We start from the raw sequence: 20,013 nt of genomic DNA, 5'->3' as shown, positions 1-20,013 counted from the left end.
CGTCGCAAGATCACACTCTTCGCAAAGGCTGAGAAAAGATCATGTCCACGATGGGGATGCGGGAGCGAAGTTCCGCACCGCCTGAACTGGAGAAATGAGCCTTGCCTCCCGTGGAGCGGCGGTCATGCAGAAGGGAGATGTCATGGACATTCAGGGCGCGCATCTTCTCAGCCGTCAGAGGCTCTCCGCCAAGGTGCGTGTCCGGATAGGCGAAGGCCTCCACCCGCACAAACGCCGCCACCCACTGGCCGGCGGCGTCCCGCTGCAAAGGAAACTCGGCCTGCGATGCATCGACCACCTGCGCCACTCCCTGATCGGTCACAAAACGGATCTGCACCTTGGGCCGCTTGACGCTGTCGTTGCCTGTGACTGCCACCTCGACAGCCGCCGCTTTGCCAGCGGCATCTCGCCGGACGACGATGCGTGTGAAGCGAAAGGTACTGTAGTCATAAGGTGGCACCACTTCTCCCGCGTCGTTGACCGCCAAGGCAGACACCGCTCCGAAAAAGGCTCCCTTTCTGTAGGCGCGCAGAGCCTCCACTTCCGCGTCGGCTGCGTGCTCTCCAGTGTTTGGGACCAGCAGCACATTACGACCGCGCCCGAAGGTGTTGTGATCTTTGACAAAGAAGCCCCAGCAGCGCCTGCCAGTTTTCAGCAGGTCGTCCCACAGCTTGTAAAAGTGCCAATGCGGCCCTTCGCTGTCGTCGTAGAATCCTTTGCTGGATCCGAAGCCTGACGTCAGCTGATTCCATACTTCGATGCCCAGAACGCGGGGGTCGAAATCCAGAAACATCTCATACAGTTTACGATCCTGCGTGGGATGGTTGAGCGTGATTCCCCCGCCATCCGCATGCAGCAGTCCGCCGGTGCGACGACCCTCGATGGTTTCTCCATCCAGCGCGGCGCGGAAAACTTCGCGCCATGGGCGGTTGGTGCCCTGCATCAAGCGACACTGAGTTACCATGAGCTGCTGCTTGTCATAGACCAACTGCGTGTGCAGATGCGGTTCGGTCGTTCTGAAATAGATCGTGTGGCTGCCTGCCTTCAGGGGCCTGTCATGCACGGGCGCTTTGGCGGCAAATTTGCCGGTGAACTCGCATTCGGTGGCACCTTGGACCGTGAGTTTGGCGAGCCCGCCTTCGGCGACGGCCGTTAAAGTCAGGTCCAGCCGATACACGCCTGCCCATGGGCGGGCTTCATTAAAGACCTGCAAGCCGTCAAACTGATGGACCAGCGGAGATGTGCTGAGCTGCGCAGCACTGAGACTGCTGCCGTACCCGGTGGCGAGCAAACTGCCGAGCGAGTTGAAATGAAGCCCCGCGTCTGGCATGGAGTGCTGCTCCGCGTTCGGCGCAGCCACGACGTCGGCATGCCTCGACAGGAAGGCCTGAGGGAGTGGATACGTGGGCGCAGAAGGATAATAATTGCTGAAGGCAAAGTGGCGGTAGCCCATCGCATAAAACTCCTCACACGATGCCGCCGTCTGCCCCGTATGCTGATGGGACATCGAGTGCAGATAATCACACTTGTCCCAGTCCACATCCGCATAGGGATCGTGCAAACCGCCTTCGCTCTTCGTCTCTGCCGCCTGGGCGTCATGACGCAGCAGTGCCTGGGCGCCATACAAGCTGGCCATGGTGGAGAGTATGCGCCTTCGTTTCATGGCTGAAACCAACGAGACCACCGCCGGATTGTTTCTGCTGCCGGTTTACGATCGGACATTGATCAACTCTTGTCCGGCATGGTGTTGATCCAGTGGCGCAGCATTTCGAGTTCGGTGGAAGTGATGAAGGGGCCCTTCTTTTTGGGCGGCATCTCCTTGTAGTGGATGAGCTCGATGAGGAGGCTCTTTTTGGCGTTGCCGGGTTTGATGGCGGGGCCGGTCACACCGCCTTCGAGCAGGGCTGTCGGGGTGCGCATGTCCAGTTTGCCATCGCGCCGTTTCGCACCGTGACAGCGGATGCATTTCTCTTCGAAGACGGGCAGCACGTCTTTTTGGAAATCGGGCGGGGCTTGCGGTTTGTCTTCGGCACGGACGTTCACTCCAGCGAGGCTGCTGAGCAGCAGCCCGCTGAAGAGAATTGAGAAGGATGCCTGCATCAACTGCAAGGGACTCAGGCCTGGCCGACGACGTTTACGAAGCAGTGGACGTGGGGGAGGACGCGGTAGTTCCAGACGAAGCCGGGGCCTTCGATGCGCCAGGCGTCCCAGCGGTCGTTGCCTTTTTCCGCGTTGTCCTTGTAGAAGGCGAGGCGCAGTTTTTCCATGCCGCCGTTGATCTTGATGAACTGCATCACTTCGTCGCTATCTTCCTGGCGGAAGGGGTTGAGGAGTTTGCGCATCACATCGGCGACCAGTTTGCGCTGGGATTCCTCAAGATCGCCGTAGCCGACGCCGGTGGCGGGTTTTTCGACCAGCTTGGGCTTGAGCGCGCCGACGCCGTCTCCCGGGGAGCCGACGATGACGGCCTGCTTGCGCTGGGGCTCGTTGAGCATGTCAAAGACGCTCATGACTTCCTTGGTCTGGTCGTTGTAAACATTCATGTCGCTGTGGCCGTTTGCGGAATGGCCGTAGTACATCGGGCCGCCGAAGGCGGTGTTGGGCTGGGAATTGCCATCGCAGCGGAGGGTGAGGTGATGGCCGGCGAAGACCCAGGAGAAGGGATCCTTGCCGGAGGGATCGCCGAAGATGGCGATGCCGTTGCCTTCAAAGGAGCCGCTGCTGTCCCACTTGCCATGGCGGCTGATGCGGTCGTAGGCCTCGTCGCCTGAGAGGATGGATTTGAAGGTCTGCTTGATGAGGTCCTGCTGCGGGGTGGTGAACTGCTCGCTCAGCTTCTTGCCCAAGGGCGCGGCGTTGTGGGTCTTGAGGCGTGTGGGGATGCCGCCTGCTTCTGCGCCATGGTCCCAAGGGCGCACCATGGCCGTTTTCTGCTCGGCGGTCAGCGTGGCGAAGAGCTCGCGGATGAGTTCTTCCGCAGGCTTTGCGGTGCGCGGAGCGTCTGCCGGGGCGGCTATGCCCGAACTCAGTGAGGAGGCGCCCATGACTCCAAGGGCACTGCCGGAAAGCACGCGGATGAAGTCACGACGTCCGCGATGCGGTGAAGGGGAGGAGTGCTCGGCACACTCTGGGCAGACCGCTTGATTCAAATCGGAGGAGGATGGAGTTGGGTTGGAATTCATGGCGGGGTCTTATACAGCCGGGGCTTTGGGCATCTTGCTGGGCGCGGGGAGGAAGATCGTCTGCGTAGCGAGGGGATCGCTGGAACCGCGTATGCCCTCCGGGCTTCGGTCCACGTGAAGCTGAAAGGAACGATTTTCCAAATGCAGCCGGAGAACTTGCCGAACACTCACAAGGTTCGTAAAGGGCTAGAATTCAGAGGGTTTTATAGCTTGTAGTTGATACTGTTCCAAAGAACAGTATCAGGTGGACATGATCAATCCCTGCCAGACTCGCGCTTTGAATCTCCTTTGGCTGTCCGAAGGCCGTTCCTGGATCCGGCATCAGGTGCCGTTCCTTGGCAGCATCATCGCTGGGAGGCCGGAGATTCAGGACGGGCGGGTGGATGGGTGCATCGACATCGACCCCACGACGTTGCGGCTGCCGAAGAATGCGCGAACTTTTGCGCTGAAGGTGAGGGGGGATTCCATGCGCAACGCGGCCATTTTAGAGGGGGACATTGTCATCATGGAGTTTCGTGAGGCGAAGCATGGGGACATTGTGGCGGCGCTGATCGACGGAGAGACGACGCTGAAGCGCTTCGTCGTCCAGGGGGGCGTGCCCTACCTCCGGGCCTCAAACCCGAAATATCCGGACCTCATTCCGGCGCGGGAACTGGTGATCCAAGGGGTGCAGATCGCGCTGCTGCGGCTGTCGGAAAGGTGATGTGCCATGATTCTTCACTTTGATGCGGATGCGTTTTTCGCCTCGGTGGAGCAGGCGGCGGATGTGAAACTGCGCGGGCGACCGGTGGCGGTGGGTGGTGAGCGGCGGGGCATCATCGCCTCGGCCAGCTATGAGGCGCGCAAGCTGGGGATCTACACGCCCATGCCGACTGCACGGGCGCGAAAGCTGTGCCCCAGCCTGATCGTGCTGCCCTGCGATTTTGAGAAATACGAGCGCTTCTCGCGGCTGATGTTTTCGTATGCCTATGACTTCTCGCCGTTGGTGGAGCAGGCCTCGATTGATGAGTGCTACCTGGATCTCTACGGCGCCAAGCGCACGCGGGCGGGGGAGGCGGCTGTGACGATCCAGAAGGCCATCGCCCAGAGCCTGAAGCTGTCGGTTTCGGTGGGGGTGGGGACGAACAAGCTGGTGTCTCAGATCGCCAGCAAGCTGAGGAAACCGCATTGCTTCATCGAGGTGGAGCGGGGAAGTGAGCAGGGGTTTCTGTGGCCGTTGGAAAACCGGTGGCTGCCGACGGTGGGCCCGCAGCTGGCCGCCAAGCTGAACACCGCCGGGCTGCGCCAGATCGAGCACATTGCCCGAACGCCGGTGGATGAGCTGTCTCTGCTGGTAGGGCAGGGGGCTCCGGTGCTGCATGAGTATGCCATGGGGCTCGACACCCGCCCCGTGGTCTGCGATGCCCCGGAGGCGAAGAGCTACGGCGAGCAGGACACCTTCAGCCAGGACACCACGGATGAGGCTTTCATCATCGCCCGTCTGCGAGCCATGGCGGACACGCTGATGCGGCGGGTGCGGCAAGATGGGAAAAGTATCCGAACGGTGTTACTGCGTCTTCGTTACAATGACATGGATGAGGTGACGCGCTCGACGAGCCTGGATGAGCCGACTGATCTGGAGCATGATGTCTATCCGCTGATCACCGGCCTGCTGAAGCGGGCCTGGGAACGGCGTGTGAGTGTGAGGCTGGTGGGGCTGCGCTTTACCAAAGTGTATGAGACGGGCGGGCATGCGCTGCTGCCATTGGAGCAGTCTGACATTACGCGAGAACGGTTACATAAGATCGCAGTGGTGGTGGATGCGCTGCGGCATGAACACCGCAGCATCATGCGGGGGCATGACTTGTGGCTGTCACAGCACCGGCATGCTCCCAGGCAGGCGCTGCCCAAGCCGCAGTCTATCGTTGACCTCATTCCCGAAGTGTCGAGTCGGACGTTGAAAGAACGGCCAGGGATAGGTGTGCAAATCATAACGAAACAATCGTTACACAATGTAGTGCCTGCTTTGAATGTGAAAAGCTGTTACAGCTTCCTCGATTCCACGCTCACCATTCCGGCGATGATCGATGCCGCGATCGAGAGGGGGCTGCCTGCCATGGCGATCACCGACCCGAACCTGCATGCTGCGGTGCCCTTTTTCCAGGCAGCCAAGGCGAAGGGCATCAAGCCCATCATTGGGGCGGAATTGCGCTGTGACCAGAAGCCGCTGCTGGCCTATGTGAAGAACCAGCGAGGTTATCAGAACCTCTGTCGGCTGCTGTCATTTGGTGACGCTGGGTTCGTTACTATTGAGCAAGTGCATGATCATGAGGAGGGTTTGATTGTTGTGCCTGTAGATGCTGATTATGTAACGTTTAAGCCGATACGTTATCGGGACAAAAAAGACCGGGTGTTTTTCGATATCCTGCAAAGCATGAAGACGCTGACGCTTTTGCACGAAGCACATTCGGGCAAAAGAAAGGGAGACTTTTCTTTTCACGATTATGGCGTGTTAACGAGTGTCATTTCTGCTGGTGAGATAAAGATTATCAATACTATTCACGCAGAATGTGAATTTGAATTCGACTTCAAAACGTTACGATTTCCACGTTATGATCTAACGGATGGGAGCACGCCAGCGGCGATGCTGCACCGGCTGGCGCATGAGGGGCTGAGGCGGCGGTATGGGAGGCGGTCACGGCAGCATGAAGCGCAGTTGATGGAAGAGCTTTCGATCATCGGGGAGGTGGGGTACGAGGAGTACTTCCTCATGGTCTGGCAGTTGCTGCAGGAGTGTGAACAACTCGGCATCGGTTGGATCACTCGGGGCAGTGCGGCGGACTCTTTGGTGTGTTACGCTTTGGGCGTTAGCAATGTTTGTCCGATTCGTTTCGATCTTTACTTCAAGCGGTTCCTGAACCGTGACCGCATGGCGTTACAAAAGCTGCCGGATATCGACATCGACTTTGCGCATGATCGGAAAGATGACGTGGTGAAGTTACTGTTGAATCGTTACGGATCGGAGCATGCGGCCATCGTTGGAGGGTTCAATACTTTCCAGGCTCGCTCCGCATTTGGGGATGTGGCCAAGGTGCTGGGGGTGGCTGAAAACGAGATCCGGCGGCTGACTGAGCACATGCCCTGGACCGATGCAAGGCATGCGGCGGACGCGGTGGCGCTTTCGCGCGAGTGTGATCTTTCGGCCTGGCAGGAGGAACCTCTGAGCACCGCCCTGCTCATGGCTGGAATGCTGGATGGGCTTCCCCGGTATGCCAAAATGCACCCCTGCGGGGTGGTGCTGTCCCGCGACCCGATCCGCGACCAGACGCCCACCTTTATTAGCGGCAAGGGGTGGCCGACCACTCACTTTGACATGGATGCGGTGGAGGCCGTGGGGCTGATCAAGCTGGATATTTTGGCGCAGGGCGGACTGGCCGTTTTGCGGGACACCCAGATTACCCTCCGGAGCCAGGATCAGGCTTTGGACCTTTTGGCACTGGAAGTCGGCGCGGCGGGCGGAACGGAGCAGCCGCCCCGGAAGGTGGAAGTGGGGCCTTGGAGCGATCCGGGCATTTGGCAGATGATCGCCAGCGGCAATGCGCGGGGAGTGCATCATATTGAGAGTCCCGCCATGATCGGCCTTTCCTGCATGGCCGATGTGCGGGACATCGACCGGCTGGTGGCCATCGTGTCCGTGATCCGTCCTGGTGCGGCCAATGGCCTCAAAAAAGTGCAGTTTGCGCGGCGGGCGCAGGGGCTGGAAAAGGTGGACTACCTCCACGAGAGCCTGGCCCCGGTGCTGAAGTCCACCTTTGGCGTGATCGCCTATGAGGAGCACGTTTTGCAAATCTGCGAGGCCTTCGCGGGGCTGGCCCCGGGCCGGGCGGACGTGCTGCGCCGTGCGCTGGTGAAGCAGGACGCGGCCAAGATTGCAGAGATTCGGGGAGAATTCATCGCTGCAGCTCGGGTGCTGGGACGTGAGGAGGGGATCATCGGCAAGGTCTGGGAGCTTCTGGCGAGGTTTGAAGGGTATGCGTTCTGTCGTGCGCATAGCACCGCCTATGCGGTGGAGGCCTATCAGGGGGCGTATGCCAAATGCTACCACACCGCTGAATTCATGGCGGCCGTGCTGACGCATGGAAAAGGATTCTACTCAGCGCTGGTTTACACCCTGGAATGCCGGCGGCTTGGCATTGGGTTTCTCTCTCCTTGTGTGAATGTGCTGAGTGAGGCGTTCGGGGTTGAGTCTGTGAGTGCCGAGCACGGTACGCCTGCGCCTTCCATGGGCAAAGCCATCCGCGTGCCCCTGCGGTGCATCAAGGACCTCACCGAGGCCATGCTGGAGCGCTGGCGCAGTGAGCTGGGGCGTTCTCCCTTTGTGAGCGTGCGAGATTTTTGCCAGCGGGTGCGTCCTGCGGGCACCGAAATTTTAAATCTCATCCGAGCCGGAGCTTTCGACCGGCTAGGGGACACGCGTACGGCGCAGTTCTGGCATTGCCTGCACGCGGCCAGCGACAGCACAGTCGGAGCGGACTGGTTGTTTCGAAACAGCGAGCCGGCGGTTTTGCGAGCCACCTGCCGCGAGGAACCGACGCTGCTGCAGAAACTTCACGATGAAGCCGAGCTGTTTGGCTACACGGTCAGCGGCCATCCGCTTGATCGCTTTCCTGAGGTGGACTGGCGTACGTATTGCCCCATCGCGGAACTGCACCGCTACCCGAATCAGCGTGTCACGGTCTGTGGGCTCATTGTTGTCACGCGTTCGCATGTGCAGCAGAACGGGCAGCCGATGAAGTTTATCTCGATCTGCGACCGCACCGGCATCGTCGAGTGTGAGATTTTCGCCGCCGCCTACCGCGCCTATGGGCTCAATACCGCACGCTATCCTGTGGTGCAGATCACGGCGGAGGTGAAGCCGTTTGAGAACGGACAGGGGTTTACGCTGGAGGTGCGGCGGGTGGAGAAGGCACGGACTTGGTCGTCCGGCCGCTGACTCCGTTTTATTCGTCGTCCTCTTCCCACTCCTGCATCAGGCGGGCGAGCTTGCGCTTGATGCTGACTTTGGCGACGGCGTTGAGGCGGTCGATGAAGAGGATGCCGTTGAGGTGGTCGATCTCATGCTGGAAGGCGCGGGCGAGGAGGCCGTCGGTTTCCACGGTGACGGTTTTGCCGTCGAGGTCGGTGTAGGAGACTTTGATCTGGCTGGAGCGGCGGATGTCGCCACGGAGGCGGGGGAAGCTGAGGCAGCCTTCTTCGCCGATCTCCTTGGCGCTGCCGAGTTCGAGCTGGGGATTCATGAGCACGATGGGCATGTGCTGGGGCATTTCCACCTTCTCACCGTTGATCTTCATGAAGGTGATGCAGTCGGGGTTGTGCGAGACGTCGATGACGGCGAGCTGCACATCCACGGCGACCTGCGGGGCGGCGAGGCCGACGCCGTTGGCCTCGCGCATCGTTTCCAGCATGTCGGCGGCCAGGGCACGGATATCGGGCGTGACTTCAGTCACGGGGCGGCATTTGGCACGGAGCACGGGTTCAGGATAGCGGACGATTTTACGGACCATATCCTTCTTTAATATCACCGGGTTTTCACCGGCTCAAGCCGGGAGTGGTTTTGTCCTTGCCAAGATGTGGCGGTCTCCCTAGCCTCGCGGCCTCCCTATGACTGACACCGCAGCGCAATCATCCATCAAGATCAAACTGTTCCTCATGATGATCCTCGAGATCGCGATCTGGGGGGCGTGGCAGATCAAAATCTTCTCTTATATGACGATGCTGGGTTTTAATCCTGATCAGCAGTGGCTGGTGGGCAGCGCGTTTGGCATCGCGTCGATTGTGGGGATCTTTTTCAGCAACCAGTTTGCGGACCGCAACTTCTCGGCCGAGCGCTTCCTGGCTTTCAGCCATGTGATCGGCGGTCTGGCATTGATCGCGACGGCGTTTCAGACGTCCTTCTGGCCCTTCTTCGCCTGCTTCATCACCTATTGCCTGCTGTATGTGCCGACGATTTCGGTGACGAACTCGCTGGCTTTCGCCAATCTCAAAGACCCGGCGAAGGATTTTGGCTTTGTGCGCATGGGTGGTACGATTGGCTGGATCGTGGTGAGCTGGCCGTTCATCTTCCTGCTCAGTGAAAAGGCGGGCGCGTCTGAGACGAAGTGGGTGTTCATCGTGGCTGGCATCATCTCGCTCGTGCTGGCCGTGTTCAGTCTGACGCTGCCACACACGCCGCCGCGCAAGGATGTGGAGGGCATTGACAAGGTGGCATGGCTGAAGGCGCTGAAGCTGCTGGGCAATCCCTTTGTACTGGTGCTCTTCATTGTCACCTTCATCGACTCGACGATCCACAACGGCTACTTTGTGGTGATCGACGGCTTTCTGCAAAAGGTGGGCATCTCGGCGAACATGAGCATGGTGGTCAGCAGCATCGGACAGGTGGCGGAGATCGTGACGATGCTGATCCTTGGGACGGTGCTCAAGAAAATCGGCTGGAAGACGACGCTGATCATCGGGATCATCGGTCACGCAGCGCGCTTCAGTATCTTTGCCTTCTTCGGCACGCCAGAAAACCAGTGGCTGATCATCGCAGTTCAGGTGCTGCACGGCATCTGCTACGCGTTCTTCTTTGTGACGGTGTACATTTTTGTGGACGCGGTGTTTCCGAAGGACATCCGCTCCAGTGCACAGGGCTTGTTTAACCTGCTGATCCTCGGCATCGGCATGGTGGTGGCGAGCAAGATTTTCCCCGAACTGGTGGTGAAATACACCGTGAATGGCGTGGTGGATTACCATCAGCTCTTCCTGGTGCCGACCGGCATGGCGCTGGCAGGCATCGTGCTGCTGGCGCTGTTCTTCAAGCCGCCGACTTATGGGCCTGAGGGCGAGGTGAAGCATTGATCCCTTGTTGAAGTCCTTATGAAACGCATCGTGCTGCTCTGTTTCGCCCTGGCCACCATGGTGCATGGGGCGGACAAGAAGCCGAAGGCGATGCGTTTGAAGGGGGATGTCCTCTTCGCGGATGACTTCAAGGCTGAGAAGCTGGACGAAAAGTGGGTGTATGCCAAAGGCGCGGAGGCGGCGAAATTTGAGATCGCCGACGGTGCGCTGCTGATGGATCAGGCGGCGGGCAAAGGGGCGGTGATCTGGCGTGCGTTTGAGGCGCCGGTGCAGGATGTCTCAGTGCAGCTGCTGGTGAAGCCCTGGGCCTGCAGCTGGATTGCCTTCGGCTTCTATGCTCCGGGGATCGACCTGGGGCGCAGCGAAAGCTCAATATTGCCGTGACACCGAAGGGGGCTGTGGCGGTGCGTGATGTGGAAAATCAGAAAGTGCTGAAGTCTGCGAACACGCGCATTGAATCCACCGAATGGCGGCGGGTGGCGTTTGAGTCGAAGGGCGACAAGATCAACGTACAGGTAAATGACCAGGTGGTTCTGGAGCTCAAGACGGAGCTGACGCAAGGCGAAAAGGGCGGGGTGCTGCTGAACCTCTATGGAGGCAAGGGGAGCGTGGATGAGATTGAGGTGAAGAAATTGAAATGACGAATGACGAATGACGAATGACGAATGACGAATGACGAATGACGAATGATCCGGCGGCGGCGCTGCTTTTGTCATTTGGTCTTCGACATTCATTCGTCATTCGTCATTTTGCATTCGCCTTCCTTCTTATGAACCCACCCGGCCTTGATCACCTCCTCACCTGCCTGCGATTTCCTTCTGTTTCCACTGACTCCACGCGGCGTGCGGATGTGCGTGCGTGTGCTGAATGGCTGCTGAGCAAGGTGCGTGAAATGGGGCTGATGGGTGATCTTCATGAGACGCCGGGACATCCGGTGCTGGTGGCGAAGAACAAGCACATCGCCGGACGTCGCACGGTGCTGCTGTATGCGCATTACGATGTGCAGCCTGCGGAGCCGCTGGGGGAGTGGAAGTCACCGGCGTTTGAGCCGACGATCCGCGATGGTCGCATCTTTTGCCGCGGAGCCACGGACAACAAAGGGCAGCTCATGGCGCACATGCAGGGGCTGGCGGAGACGCTGGAGAAACATGCGGATCTGCCGGTGAATCTGACGCTGCTGTTTGAGGGGGAAGAAGAGATTGGCAGCCCTAATTTGAAGCCGTTTTTGGAGCAGCATCGGGAGATGCTGAAGTGTGATGTGGTGGCGATTTCAGACACGGGCATGGTGGCTCCAGGCGTGGGGACTTTCACGTATGGGCTGCGTGGCATCGCGTGCATGGAGGCGAAGATCCATGGGCCTGCGATTGACCTGCACAGCGGTATTTTTGGCGGAGCCATCGCGAATCCGGTGACGGCCATCGCACGGCTGACGGCGACACTACACGATGCGGAAGGGCGCGTGATGATTGATGGATTCTACGATAGCGTACGTCCCATCGCCGACTGGGAGCGCAAGGCGTGGGCGGAGCTGGGGGATGGTGATGCGGAGATGCTGGAGCTGACGGGATCACCCGCGCTGTTTGGTGAACCGGGCTACACCGAGCGCGAGCGTCGCTGGGCACGGCCCACGGCGGAGGTGAACGGCATCGGTGGTGGTTATCAGGGTGAAGGATCGAAGACGGTGATCGGGCGTGAAGCCTTTGTGAAGCTGTCGTTCCGTCTGGTGCCGGACCAGCATCCGGACCTTGTGCTGAAACGTGCCGCTGAACATCTGCGGGCGCATCTGCCCAAGGGCGTGCGGCTGGAGATCACGCCCGGCCATACGGGCATGCCGTATCTGATGGATCCGCATTCGGCGCTCGGCACCGCTGCGCAACGTGCTTTGAAGCAGGTGTTTGGTGACAAGACCGCGCTCATCCGTGAAGGTGGAAGCATCCCGATTGTGCAGGCGTTTAAAGACGTGCTGAATGCCGACACACTGTTGCTGGGACTGGCGCTGCCGGACTGTCAGGCGCATGCGCCGAATGAGAACTTTCCCATCGAGAATTTCGTGGCGGGTGTGCGCTTGAATCAGGCACTGCTGACGGAGCTGGCTTGATTTTTTTCTGCAAACTTTGCAACCAATCCAGCGGGGGTCTGTTTGAGACCTCGTGCTTTCACTAACCAAATACACGCACGACATGAAACTTAAAAAAACACTTCTCTACGGGTTCAGCATTCTGAGCCTGACCTGCCTCTCCACGGCTCAGGACGCACCCAAAGGACCTCCGCCAGACGGTGGCCCACCCGGGGCACCTCCTCCTGGCGGACCTCAGGGTGGCCCGCCTCCTGGTGGCCCCCAAGGAGGCCCTCCTGGTGGTGGTGATCCTGCCGCGCGTGCCGCAGAGCTCATCAAGCGCATGGACACCGATGCCGATGGCAAGGTGAACAAAGACGAATTTGCCGCCATGAGCCGGAAGATGAGCGATGAGCGTTTTGGCCAGATGGATGCCAATGCAGATGGCTTCATCGACCAGGAAGAAGCTGGCAAGCTGGCGCAGCGTGGGGGCGGTCAGGGCGGCATGCGTCGTCCCGAAGGCGGTGGTCCCCCCGGCGGTGAGGGTGGCGGCTTCCGTCGTCCGCCTGGTGGCGAAGGTGGCCCCCCTGGAGGATCTCCCGGCGGCCAGCCTCAAGGCCAGGGTCGTGGACGCGGCATGTTTGGTGATCCCAAGGAAAACTTCAAGCGCATGGATGCAGATGGCAACGGCAGCGTCTCCGAAGAGGAGTACCTCAAGGCCATGGAAAAAATGCGCGAGATGTTCCGCGGTGGTCAGGGTGGTCCTGGCATGAATCGTCCTGGTGAAGGCGGCGGCCCTGGTGGTGCTGGCGGCCCTCCTGGAGAAGGTCAAGGCGGCTTCCGTCGTCCTCCTGTCGAAGGCGATGCGCCGAAGGGGCCTGCTCCGACTCCGGCCCCGGCTCCTGACAAACCCAAGGATCCAGCGTAGTCGCGGCGTCTGATTTCAATCAATCACAGTGCGGGATGGCCGAGAGGCCATCCCGTTTTTCGTACTGCTTATAACCCCATCACCTGCTTCAGGTATTGAATGCTCTGGCGTGCGATGGTGGGGGCATCGGGGGTGTAATCGAAGACTTCGACAGACAGGTAGCCGTCGTAGTTGGTCTCGCGCAGGGCGGCGATGATGGGTTCGTATTTCACTTCGCCCTGGCCGGGGCCGCGGAGGTTGGGATCGTTGGTGTGGAAGTGGACGGTCCACTCCTTGCTGTCGCGGATGATGTCCGGGATGGGCTTGGACTCATCGCTCATCGCTTTCACATCGAGGTGCAGCTTGCAGGAGGGATGGTCCACCAGCTTGCAGAGGCGGATGGTCTCTTCGGCGGTGTTGAGGAAGTTGGTTTCCTTGCGGCCGAGAGGCTCCATGGCGATGACGACACCGTATTTGCCACATTCCTCGGCCACTTCGCGAACGCAGTCAGCGGCACGTTTGAATGCGTCTTCGTAGTTCCATTCCGGCAGGATATTGCGGGCCTTGGGGCTGCCCCAAACCATGATGCGGCCGCCGGTGGCACCGCAGAATTGAGCGAGGTGCCGGCCAAATTTGGCGGTTTCCTTGCGCTGGAGGGCGTCGGGCGTGGTGATGTGAAACCACGTGGGTTTTGTCAGAAGCCAGTGGAGGCCGAGGATTTCCAGACCGAAGGATTTGGCCTTGGCGCAGAGGGTGACGGCCTCTTCCACGGTCAGTTCGCGGGGGTCTTCCTTCAGGGTGAAGGGGGCCAGTTCGATGGCGTGATACCCCGCCGCTGCGGCGTCCTCACACATTTTTTCAAAGGTCCAGTTCTGGTAGGTCTCGTTGCAAATCGCGAATCGCATAGGCGGGCAGGGTGCGCGGGCATGGGCTTGACGTCAACTTTGGAGGTGGTGCGCAGTGACGCTGAATATCTGCTCGCATAAACGCCGGAAATGCGTCATCTTTAAGTATGGCCATGACCACACTGACGCCCACGAGTGCACGTTTAAACCTTTCCAGCCTGCTGCGTCGGGCGCTGAAAGGCGACGATATTGGCATCGTGCTGGACGGGAAAATCATCGCGCTGCGCCCAGTGGAAGTGGAAGCCACTGACTATGCGATGCGTGAGTATGGCGCGACTGAGAGTGAACTGGCCGACTTTGCAAAAAACGTTCATGGCAAAATCGAAAAAGAGGGGAAAGCAGGAAACCTCCGAGAGTTCACTGGCGACATCGAAGCCCTTGTTGCGGGCAAGAGTCACCGCTGATCTTCTGGACCAACTCCGTCAGCGCACCAAAGCCGACCGCAAGGTGATCGGCGAGGCGATGAACTCCGTGCTGGCTGCATGGGGGCACCCGCACCTGCACTCCGGCATCAGCATCCGCCGTCTGACAAAAAATATCTTTGAATGCCGTGTAGGTCTTGAGGAGCGGCTGGCCTTTGTCTTTGTCACCACGCCTCCTGAGCTGGTATTCTTTTTCATTGGCAAGCATGATGAAGTTCAGCAGCTCATTCGCTCGCAGCGATAGATTTGACGCCAAATTGTGCTATATTTTTACATGCCAGCCGCCCGACTTACCCTTCTCCTATTTGCGCTTGCCGCCTCGGTGCATGCCGAGCTGTCTCTCGACGTGCCTGCGATCGAACTGAAGCCGAAGCCGGAGGACGAGGAGGTGGAGACCACTTTCAAGTTCCGCAACAAGGGCGACAAGACGGTCAAAATCCTCGGCCTTGAAAGCGCCTGCAGCTGCCTGAGTGCTGAACTCGACAAGGCTGAGTACAAGCCGGGGGAGGTGGGCACGGGGCACGCTTCGTTCAAGGTCTCCACTTTTGTGGGGAGGCATGAAAAATTTGTCACGGTCAATACCGACGACCCGAAGCAGCCTGACTGGCAGATCAACTTCATCCTTGATGTGCCGGCGGTTGTAGACATCAAGCCCAAGAATCTCCAGTGGTTGGTTGGTGATGCTCCGGCGACCAAGGCCTGCCAGGTCAAATTCGTGGGCGATGAACCGATGAAGATCCTCAAGATCACATCGACCCGTGAAAATGTGGAATTCGACTGGAAGGAGATCAAGGAAGGTCGGGAGTATCTTATTACAGTGAAGCCTAAATCCACGGAGGAGGTCACGATGGGGGCGCTCAAGATCGAGACGAACAGCACCATCGCCAAATACCGCTACCAGCTCGCCTTTTTCACGATCACCCGGAAGCCGGAGGCGCAGCCTGCTGCCGCCACGGCAGAGACCAAGCCCTGAGCTGCGGCTGTATGTTTTCCATGCTTCGTCAGGCCACGATCCTCATCCTGCTCGCCGCTACGGCGGCCTGGGCCACCCGTGAGTGGCATCCGCGTGCCCCGGCGCTGTATCTGGTGGAGGAGCCGCTGCGAAATGACGAGGTCTCCATGCAGGTCATTCAAGAGCGCTGGCAGGGCAAAGTGTTGTGGATCGACGCCCGCATCCAGGAGCAGCATGACGCCGAGCACATCCCGGGTGCGGTGCTGCTGAACGAGCAGCATTTTGAAGAGCAGCTTTTTGGTTTGCTGGACACGCTGCAGACCAACACGAAGCCCATCATCATCTACTGCAATGCAGCGAAGTGCGACGCCAGCCGCAAGGTTCTCGAACGACTCAAGCAGACACTTCCCATTGAGAACGCGTTTGTGCTGAAAGGCGGCTGGCATGCATGGCAGGAGGTTGCAAAGAAGGAGTAGGAATGGAATTGACGGTGCCGGGCATGTCTCAGTAGCATGGCGGCCTTATGTCACTCCAAGGACTTCTTATCTGGTCGGCGCTCGGATTGGTCGCTGGCATTCTGGCGAAACTCATCATGCCCGGCAGGCAGGGCATGAACCCCATCACCACGGTGCTGCTGGGGATCATTGGCAGCATCATCGGCGGCAAAGTGGGGAGCCTTTTCCACTGGGGTGTCGTGGGCGAATTCAGCATCAAAGGCATCGCCACAGCCGTGGGTGGTGCGCTGATTCTAATGTTTGTCTGGCGGCTGCTGTTTGGCAAAAAAGGCTGACGCAGTGCTGGTTGCGGTGCGGACGACACACTCGTAGTCTTGAGCATGCAAATCTTACGTCTTCTTCTGCTGGCCTGCCTGACGGTGCTTTCTGCCACAGGCTTCGCGGCGCCGCTGACCGGCCAGATGGCCCGGGTGGGGGTCACCGATTCTGACATCGAGGACATACGGCGCTGGCGTGAACTGCGGCAGTGGATGGATGAAGCCATCAAACAAGGGGCGGCGGGGCTGATCCTCGACATCAACGTCACGCAGAGCCCTGCCCAAGCTGCGCTGTCTCTGGCGGAGGAGGTCGCGCGCTTGAAGATCAAAACGCATGCCTACGTGAACACTTCGGCCATCGGCGGTGGTGCTTTGCTGGCACTGGCTTGTGATGAGATCTGGATGGCTCCCGGTTCCCGCATCGGCGCGGCACCTCCCAAGGTGAAGACGGGCGAAGAGCTCTCGCAAAAAGCGCAGGACACCCTGCTGGCGGAGTCGCTGGCTGTGCTGAAAGCTGGTGCGCGCAGTCTGTGCAAGCTCAAGGGGCACCGCCCGGAGATCGCCGATGCCTTTGTGGATCGCGACAAGGGTTTGTTGCTTGGCACCCTGACGCTGGCGGACAAAGGGGAGCTGCTGCTGCTGGACGCCGACACCGCCGTGCAGGCCGTGGAGGGAAAGCCGCTGCTGGCACGTGCGATCATTTCTGACGTGGAGGCCCTGGCGAAAGCTGCAGAGCCGAAGGGGAAGCTGGTCATCCTCAACGCTGTCTGGTATGACCAAACTCTTAAAAAAGCAGTGGCAGCGAAGCCTGTGCCTGAGATGGAGTCCAAACCAAAGAATAAGGAAGTCCCTGCTTTTACCAGCAGCCAAAGCTATGCAGGCAAGGTCGTCGTCATTCCCGTGGGCCAAGATGATCTGATCCTGCCAGCGCGCTTTGAGTTCATGAAGCGAACGCTGACCCGCTGCAACAATGACGGCGCTGAGGCGGTGATCTTTGAACTCGACACCCCCGGAGGCCTGGCCTGGGACACGATCAGCCTGATGATGCAGGACCTGCAGAATCTCAAAGCGCGCAGCTTTGCCTTTGTGAACACGCGGGCCATCTCTGCCGGCGCCATGATCGCGATGGCAACGAATACCATCTACATGGCACCCGCCAGCGCCATCGGCGCCTCCACGCCGGTTTCAGGTGATGGCACACCGCTGGCCCAGGCGGAGCGTGCGAAGAACAACTCTGCCTTCATGGGTATGGCCCGCACGGTGGTGCGTGAGAAGGGGCACGATGTCCGTATCATTGAGGGGATGATCGACATGGACCGTGGACTCAGCATCAACGGGCAGGTGATCATTCCCAAAGGGGAGATTGTGACGCTGGATTCCGCGCAGGCGACGATGCAGATCGATGGCAAGCCGCTGCTGGCCAAGGGGATCGTCAAATCGATCGAGGAAATCAAACAACTCGAATCCCTGAAGGGAGAGGTCGTTACCGCCGAGCCGACGGGTTTTGAAATGATCGCCATTTGGGTCACGCGCTATGCGGCGATCTTGATCCTGATCGGTCTCGCAGGGGGGTATCTCGAAATGCAGACGCCCGGTTTTGGCCTGCCTGGCTTCGTTTCCGTCGCGGCTTTTGCGCTTTTTTTCTTTGGGCACTACGTGGCCGGGAGTCTGGCTGGGCAGGAGACGATGGTCGTGGCGGCTATTTTTGTGGTGGGCATCGTTTTGATCGGCGTGGAGCTGCTGGCGGCACCCGGGACGATTCTGCCGGGGATCGCGGGCTTTATCTGTGTGATGGTGGCGCTGGTCTATGCGATGTCCGGCTGGGAGGTGCTGCCCCCGAGCGGGGCCAGCGCGGACAGCTTTAACCTTGCTGCGTATGCCACCGGTTTCCGCAATTTTGCGCTCGGAGTGACGGGGGCAGCGGTGATCATCACGCTGGTGTGCCTATGGCTGCCGGACCTGCGTCCGTTCCGTTCGCTGATCCTGCAAACTTCCGCCGGTGGGACCCTGATTGATGCCCCGGCGATGCGGGACGCCATCCGGGCGCAAGTGGGAGACAGCGGCACGGCCCGGAGCGCCCTGCGCCCTTATGGAACCATCGATATCGGCGGACGGCTTATCGAGGCGATGGTGGAAGGGGGCTATGTACAAAGCGGTACCCCCGTGCGAGTGCGGGAAATCAGGGGCGAAAAGATCATCGTGGAAGCGGTTTAATCTCAATTTTTGAGCATGCATTCGCAGGTTTTGGTCGTTAATCTTCGCCTACCAACGCATGTCCAAAAATCTCAGTGCCCTCTCTTTCCGCAAAGGTGTCGAAAAAAACGTCTTTGAACGCATGGTCGATGCCGCCGACAAGGCGGGAACGGCTGAGAAGAATGACGTGGTGCACCAGATGGGGCAGGATCACCTCTTTGGGGATGCCATGACGCTTGGCGCAGTGTCCTTCTATGATTTCCTAAAAAAGGAGAACGAGGGCAAGAAGGTGTTCGTCTGCAACGGCAGCGCCTGCCTGTGTGCGGGCACGCAGGACAAACTGCACCACACGCTGGAGACGCATTTCAAAAAAGAGGAGATCGGGCACATTTGCTGCCTGGGCCGCTGCCATGAGGGCGGGGCGCTGCAATATCAGGGCAAGAATTATTCTGGCCAGAGTGATGAGGCGCTGGCCGAGCTTGTGAAGACGGGGAAGGGGGATGCGGAAGACCGCTATGCGGTGGTGTCGCATCTTCAGCCGCCTCAGCTCACGGCGGAGTTTCCTGGCATTGACGCGTATTACGCGCCGTTTAAAAAGCTCATCGCAGGCGGTGATCGTGACGCGCTGGGTGTTGAGCTCAAGGAGAGCGGATTGCGTGGCCGAGGCGGTGCGGGTTTCCCGCTGCATTTCAAATGGTCTTCCTGCCGCGCTGCTGAGGGCAAGGACAAATACATCGTCTGCAATGCGGACGAAGGAGATCCGGGGGCCTACATCGACAAATACCTCATGGAGAAGCAGCCGCACAGCGTGCTGCTGGGCATGATGGTGGCGGGATGGTTTGCAGGGGCGGAGAACGGCATCCTTTACATTCGCGCTGAGTATCCAGATTCGGTCACGATCATCAATGAAGCCATTGAAGACCTGCGAGCTGCAGGTCTGCTGGGGAAGAACATTTTGGGCAGCGGCTTCAACTTCATGCTGAAGTCCATCAAGGGTGCGGGAGCCTACATCTGCGGCGAGGAAACCGCGCTGCTTGCCAGCCTGGAAGGCCAGCGCCCGGAAGTGCGTACGCGTCCGCCGTTTCCCACCATCGAAGGGCTTTTCCGCAAGCCGACGATCGTCAATAACGTGGAGACCCTGGCGAACATCCACGCGATCCTCACGCTGGGCGGAAAAGGTTACGCGCAGATCGGCACCAAGCAGTCCACCGGGCCGAAGCTCCTCTCGCTGGATTCCCATTTCGTGCGCCCCGGGATCTACGAGGTGGCCATGGGTACACCGTTGCAGACGGTGATCGACCTGGCGGGCGGCTTTAAAACGAAGGTCAAGGCTCTTCAAATTGGCGGGCCGCTAGGCGGCATCGTGCCGATGAGCCACGTGGGCAAACTCACCATGGATTTCGAGTCCTTCAAGTATGAGGGCTTCATGAAAGGCCATGCCGGCGTCGTCAGCATTCCGGAGTCGATGCCGATGATCGAATACATCCAGCATCTCTTCCAGTTCACCGCTGACGAGAGCTGCGGCAAATGCTTCCCCTGCCGCCTCGGCAGCACGCGCGGCAAGGAACTCATCGCCAAGGCGCGGAGCGACAGCAGCTACAAGATCGACCGCGAGCTCATCACCGACCTCCTCGACACCATGGAGCAGACCAGTCTCTGCGCCCTTGGCGGCGGCGTGCCGCTGCCCATCAAGAATGCGCTGGAGCATTTTGGTGCCGAACTTAGTCCCTATTTCAAAGCCTAGCCTT

General features: G+C 59.4%; 19 protein-coding genes. 14 read left to right on the top strand and 5 right to left on the bottom strand.

The window, feature by feature from the left end; all coding sequences use genetic code 11:
- Positions 1 to 10: 10 nt before the first annotated feature.
- The 3 genes from AC24GY_RS11495 to AC24GY_RS11485 all read right to left on the bottom strand — a co-directional run bounded on the left by AC24GY_RS11495 (position 11) and on the right by AC24GY_RS11485 (position 3,182).
- Positions 11 to 1,663 (bottom strand): CehA/McbA family metallohydrolase domain-containing protein, encoded by a 1,653-nt coding sequence (locus tag AC24GY_RS11495; RefSeq protein WP_487682944.1) that lies wholly within the window; start codon positions 1,661 to 1,663, stop codon positions 11 to 13.
- A gap of 62 nt (positions 1,664 to 1,725) precedes the next feature.
- Positions 1,726 to 2,100, bottom strand: coding sequence for a c-type cytochrome domain-containing protein (locus AC24GY_RS11490; protein WP_487682942.1), 375 nt, complete (start codon positions 2,098 to 2,100; stop codon positions 1,726 to 1,728).
- Between the two features lie 14 nt (positions 2,101 to 2,114).
- Positions 2,115 to 3,182 (bottom strand): DUF3500 domain-containing protein, encoded by a 1,068-nt coding sequence (locus tag AC24GY_RS11485; protein ID WP_487682940.1) that lies wholly within the window; start codon positions 3,180 to 3,182, stop codon positions 2,115 to 2,117.
- Between the two features lie 250 nt (positions 3,183 to 3,432).
- Between AC24GY_RS11485 and AC24GY_RS11480 the strand changes: the two genes are divergently transcribed.
- Together AC24GY_RS11480 and dnaE are read left to right on the top strand one after the other, a co-directional pair.
- Positions 3,433 to 3,885, top strand: coding sequence for a LexA family protein (locus tag AC24GY_RS11480; protein WP_487682938.1), 453 nt, complete (start codon positions 3,433 to 3,435; stop codon positions 3,883 to 3,885).
- Between the two features lie 6 nt (positions 3,886 to 3,891).
- Positions 3,892 to 8,154 carry a DNA polymerase III subunit alpha gene (gene dnaE, locus AC24GY_RS11475; protein WP_487682936.1) on the top strand — a complete coding sequence of 1,421 codons (4,263 nt, stop codon included), beginning with the start codon at positions 3,892 to 3,894 and terminating at the stop codon, positions 8,152 to 8,154.
- Between the two features lie 7 nt (positions 8,155 to 8,161).
- On the opposite strand, the gene def is transcribed toward dnaE, so the two are convergent.
- Positions 8,162 to 8,725 carry a peptide deformylase gene (gene def / locus AC24GY_RS11470; protein WP_422316242.1) on the bottom strand — a complete coding sequence of 188 codons (564 nt, stop codon included), beginning with the start codon at positions 8,723 to 8,725 and terminating at the stop codon, positions 8,162 to 8,164.
- A gap of 97 nt (positions 8,726 to 8,822) precedes the next feature.
- Between def and AC24GY_RS11465 the strand changes: the two genes are divergently transcribed.
- The 5 genes from AC24GY_RS11465 to AC24GY_RS11445 all read left to right on the top strand — a co-directional run bounded on the left by AC24GY_RS11465 (position 8,823) and on the right by AC24GY_RS11445 (position 13,042).
- Positions 8,823 to 10,058 (top strand): nucleoside permease, encoded by a 1,236-nt coding sequence (locus AC24GY_RS11465; protein ID WP_487682934.1) that lies wholly within the window; start codon positions 8,823 to 8,825, stop codon positions 10,056 to 10,058.
- A gap of 18 nt (positions 10,059 to 10,076) precedes the next feature.
- Positions 10,077 to 10,442 (top strand): hypothetical protein, encoded by a 366-nt coding sequence (locus AC24GY_RS11460; protein ID WP_487682932.1) that lies wholly within the window; start codon positions 10,077 to 10,079, stop codon positions 10,440 to 10,442.
- Positions 10,439 to 10,699: a hypothetical protein gene (locus tag AC24GY_RS11455; RefSeq protein ID WP_487682930.1), complete on the top strand. Its 261-nt coding sequence runs from the start codon at positions 10,439 to 10,441 to the stop codon at positions 10,697 to 10,699. Before AC24GY_RS11460 ends, AC24GY_RS11455 begins: the two co-directional genes overlap by 4 nt.
- Before the next feature lie 128 nt (positions 10,700 to 10,827).
- The gene (locus AC24GY_RS11450) at positions 10,828 to 12,156 is read left to right on the top strand and encodes a dipeptidase (protein ID WP_487682928.1); all 1,329 of its coding nucleotides are present in this window, start codon (positions 10,828 to 10,830) and stop codon (positions 12,154 to 12,156) included.
- 82 nt (positions 12,157 to 12,238) lie between these two features.
- Positions 12,239 to 13,042: a hypothetical protein gene (locus AC24GY_RS11445; RefSeq protein ID WP_487682926.1), complete on the top strand. Its 804-nt coding sequence runs from the start codon at positions 12,239 to 12,241 to the stop codon at positions 13,040 to 13,042.
- Positions 13,043 to 13,110: 68 nt separating this feature from the next.
- On the opposite strand, the gene AC24GY_RS11440 is transcribed toward AC24GY_RS11445, so the two are convergent.
- Positions 13,111 to 13,926: a sugar phosphate isomerase/epimerase family protein gene (locus tag AC24GY_RS11440; protein WP_487682924.1), complete on the bottom strand. Its 816-nt coding sequence runs from the start codon at positions 13,924 to 13,926 to the stop codon at positions 13,111 to 13,113.
- Between the two features lie 113 nt (positions 13,927 to 14,039).
- Between AC24GY_RS11440 and AC24GY_RS11435 the strand changes: the two genes are divergently transcribed.
- The 7 genes from AC24GY_RS11435 to AC24GY_RS11405 are packed head-to-tail and all read left to right on the top strand — an operon-like array spanning position 14,040 to position 20,009.
- Positions 14,040 to 14,330 carry a hypothetical protein gene (locus AC24GY_RS11435; RefSeq protein WP_397381025.1) on the top strand — a complete coding sequence of 97 codons (291 nt, stop codon included), beginning with the start codon at positions 14,040 to 14,042 and terminating at the stop codon, positions 14,328 to 14,330.
- The gene (locus AC24GY_RS11430; RefSeq protein WP_487682922.1) at positions 14,305 to 14,592 is read left to right on the top strand and encodes a hypothetical protein; all 288 of its coding nucleotides are present in this window, start codon (positions 14,305 to 14,307) and stop codon (positions 14,590 to 14,592) included. Before AC24GY_RS11435 ends, AC24GY_RS11430 begins: the two co-directional genes overlap by 26 nt.
- Before the next feature lie 30 nt (positions 14,593 to 14,622).
- On the top strand, positions 14,623 to 15,321 hold the full coding sequence (locus tag AC24GY_RS11425; RefSeq protein ID WP_487682920.1) for a DUF1573 domain-containing protein: 699 nt from the start codon (positions 14,623 to 14,625) through the stop codon (positions 15,319 to 15,321).
- 11 nt (positions 15,322 to 15,332) lie between these two features.
- Positions 15,333 to 15,776 (top strand): rhodanese-like domain-containing protein, encoded by a 444-nt coding sequence (locus tag AC24GY_RS11420; protein WP_487682918.1) that lies wholly within the window; start codon positions 15,333 to 15,335, stop codon positions 15,774 to 15,776.
- A 47-nt stretch (positions 15,777 to 15,823) separates the two neighbouring features.
- Positions 15,824 to 16,090: a GlsB/YeaQ/YmgE family stress response membrane protein gene (locus AC24GY_RS11415; RefSeq protein ID WP_294400216.1), complete on the top strand. Its 267-nt coding sequence runs from the start codon at positions 15,824 to 15,826 to the stop codon at positions 16,088 to 16,090.
- A 45-nt stretch (positions 16,091 to 16,135) separates the two neighbouring features.
- Positions 16,136 to 18,286, top strand: coding sequence for an NfeD family protein (locus AC24GY_RS11410; protein WP_487682916.1), 2,151 nt, complete (start codon positions 16,136 to 16,138; stop codon positions 18,284 to 18,286).
- 58 nt (positions 18,287 to 18,344) lie between these two features.
- Complete coding sequence (locus AC24GY_RS11405) at positions 18,345 to 20,009, top strand: NADH-ubiquinone oxidoreductase-F iron-sulfur binding region domain-containing protein (RefSeq protein WP_487682914.1); 1,665 nt, start codon at positions 18,345 to 18,347, stop codon at positions 20,007 to 20,009.
- Positions 20,010 to 20,013: the final 4 nt, after the last annotated feature.

This window comes from Prosthecobacter sp. Pr1, from assembly GCF_057652315.1.
This window is presented reverse-complemented; position numbering and strand designations above follow the sequence as displayed.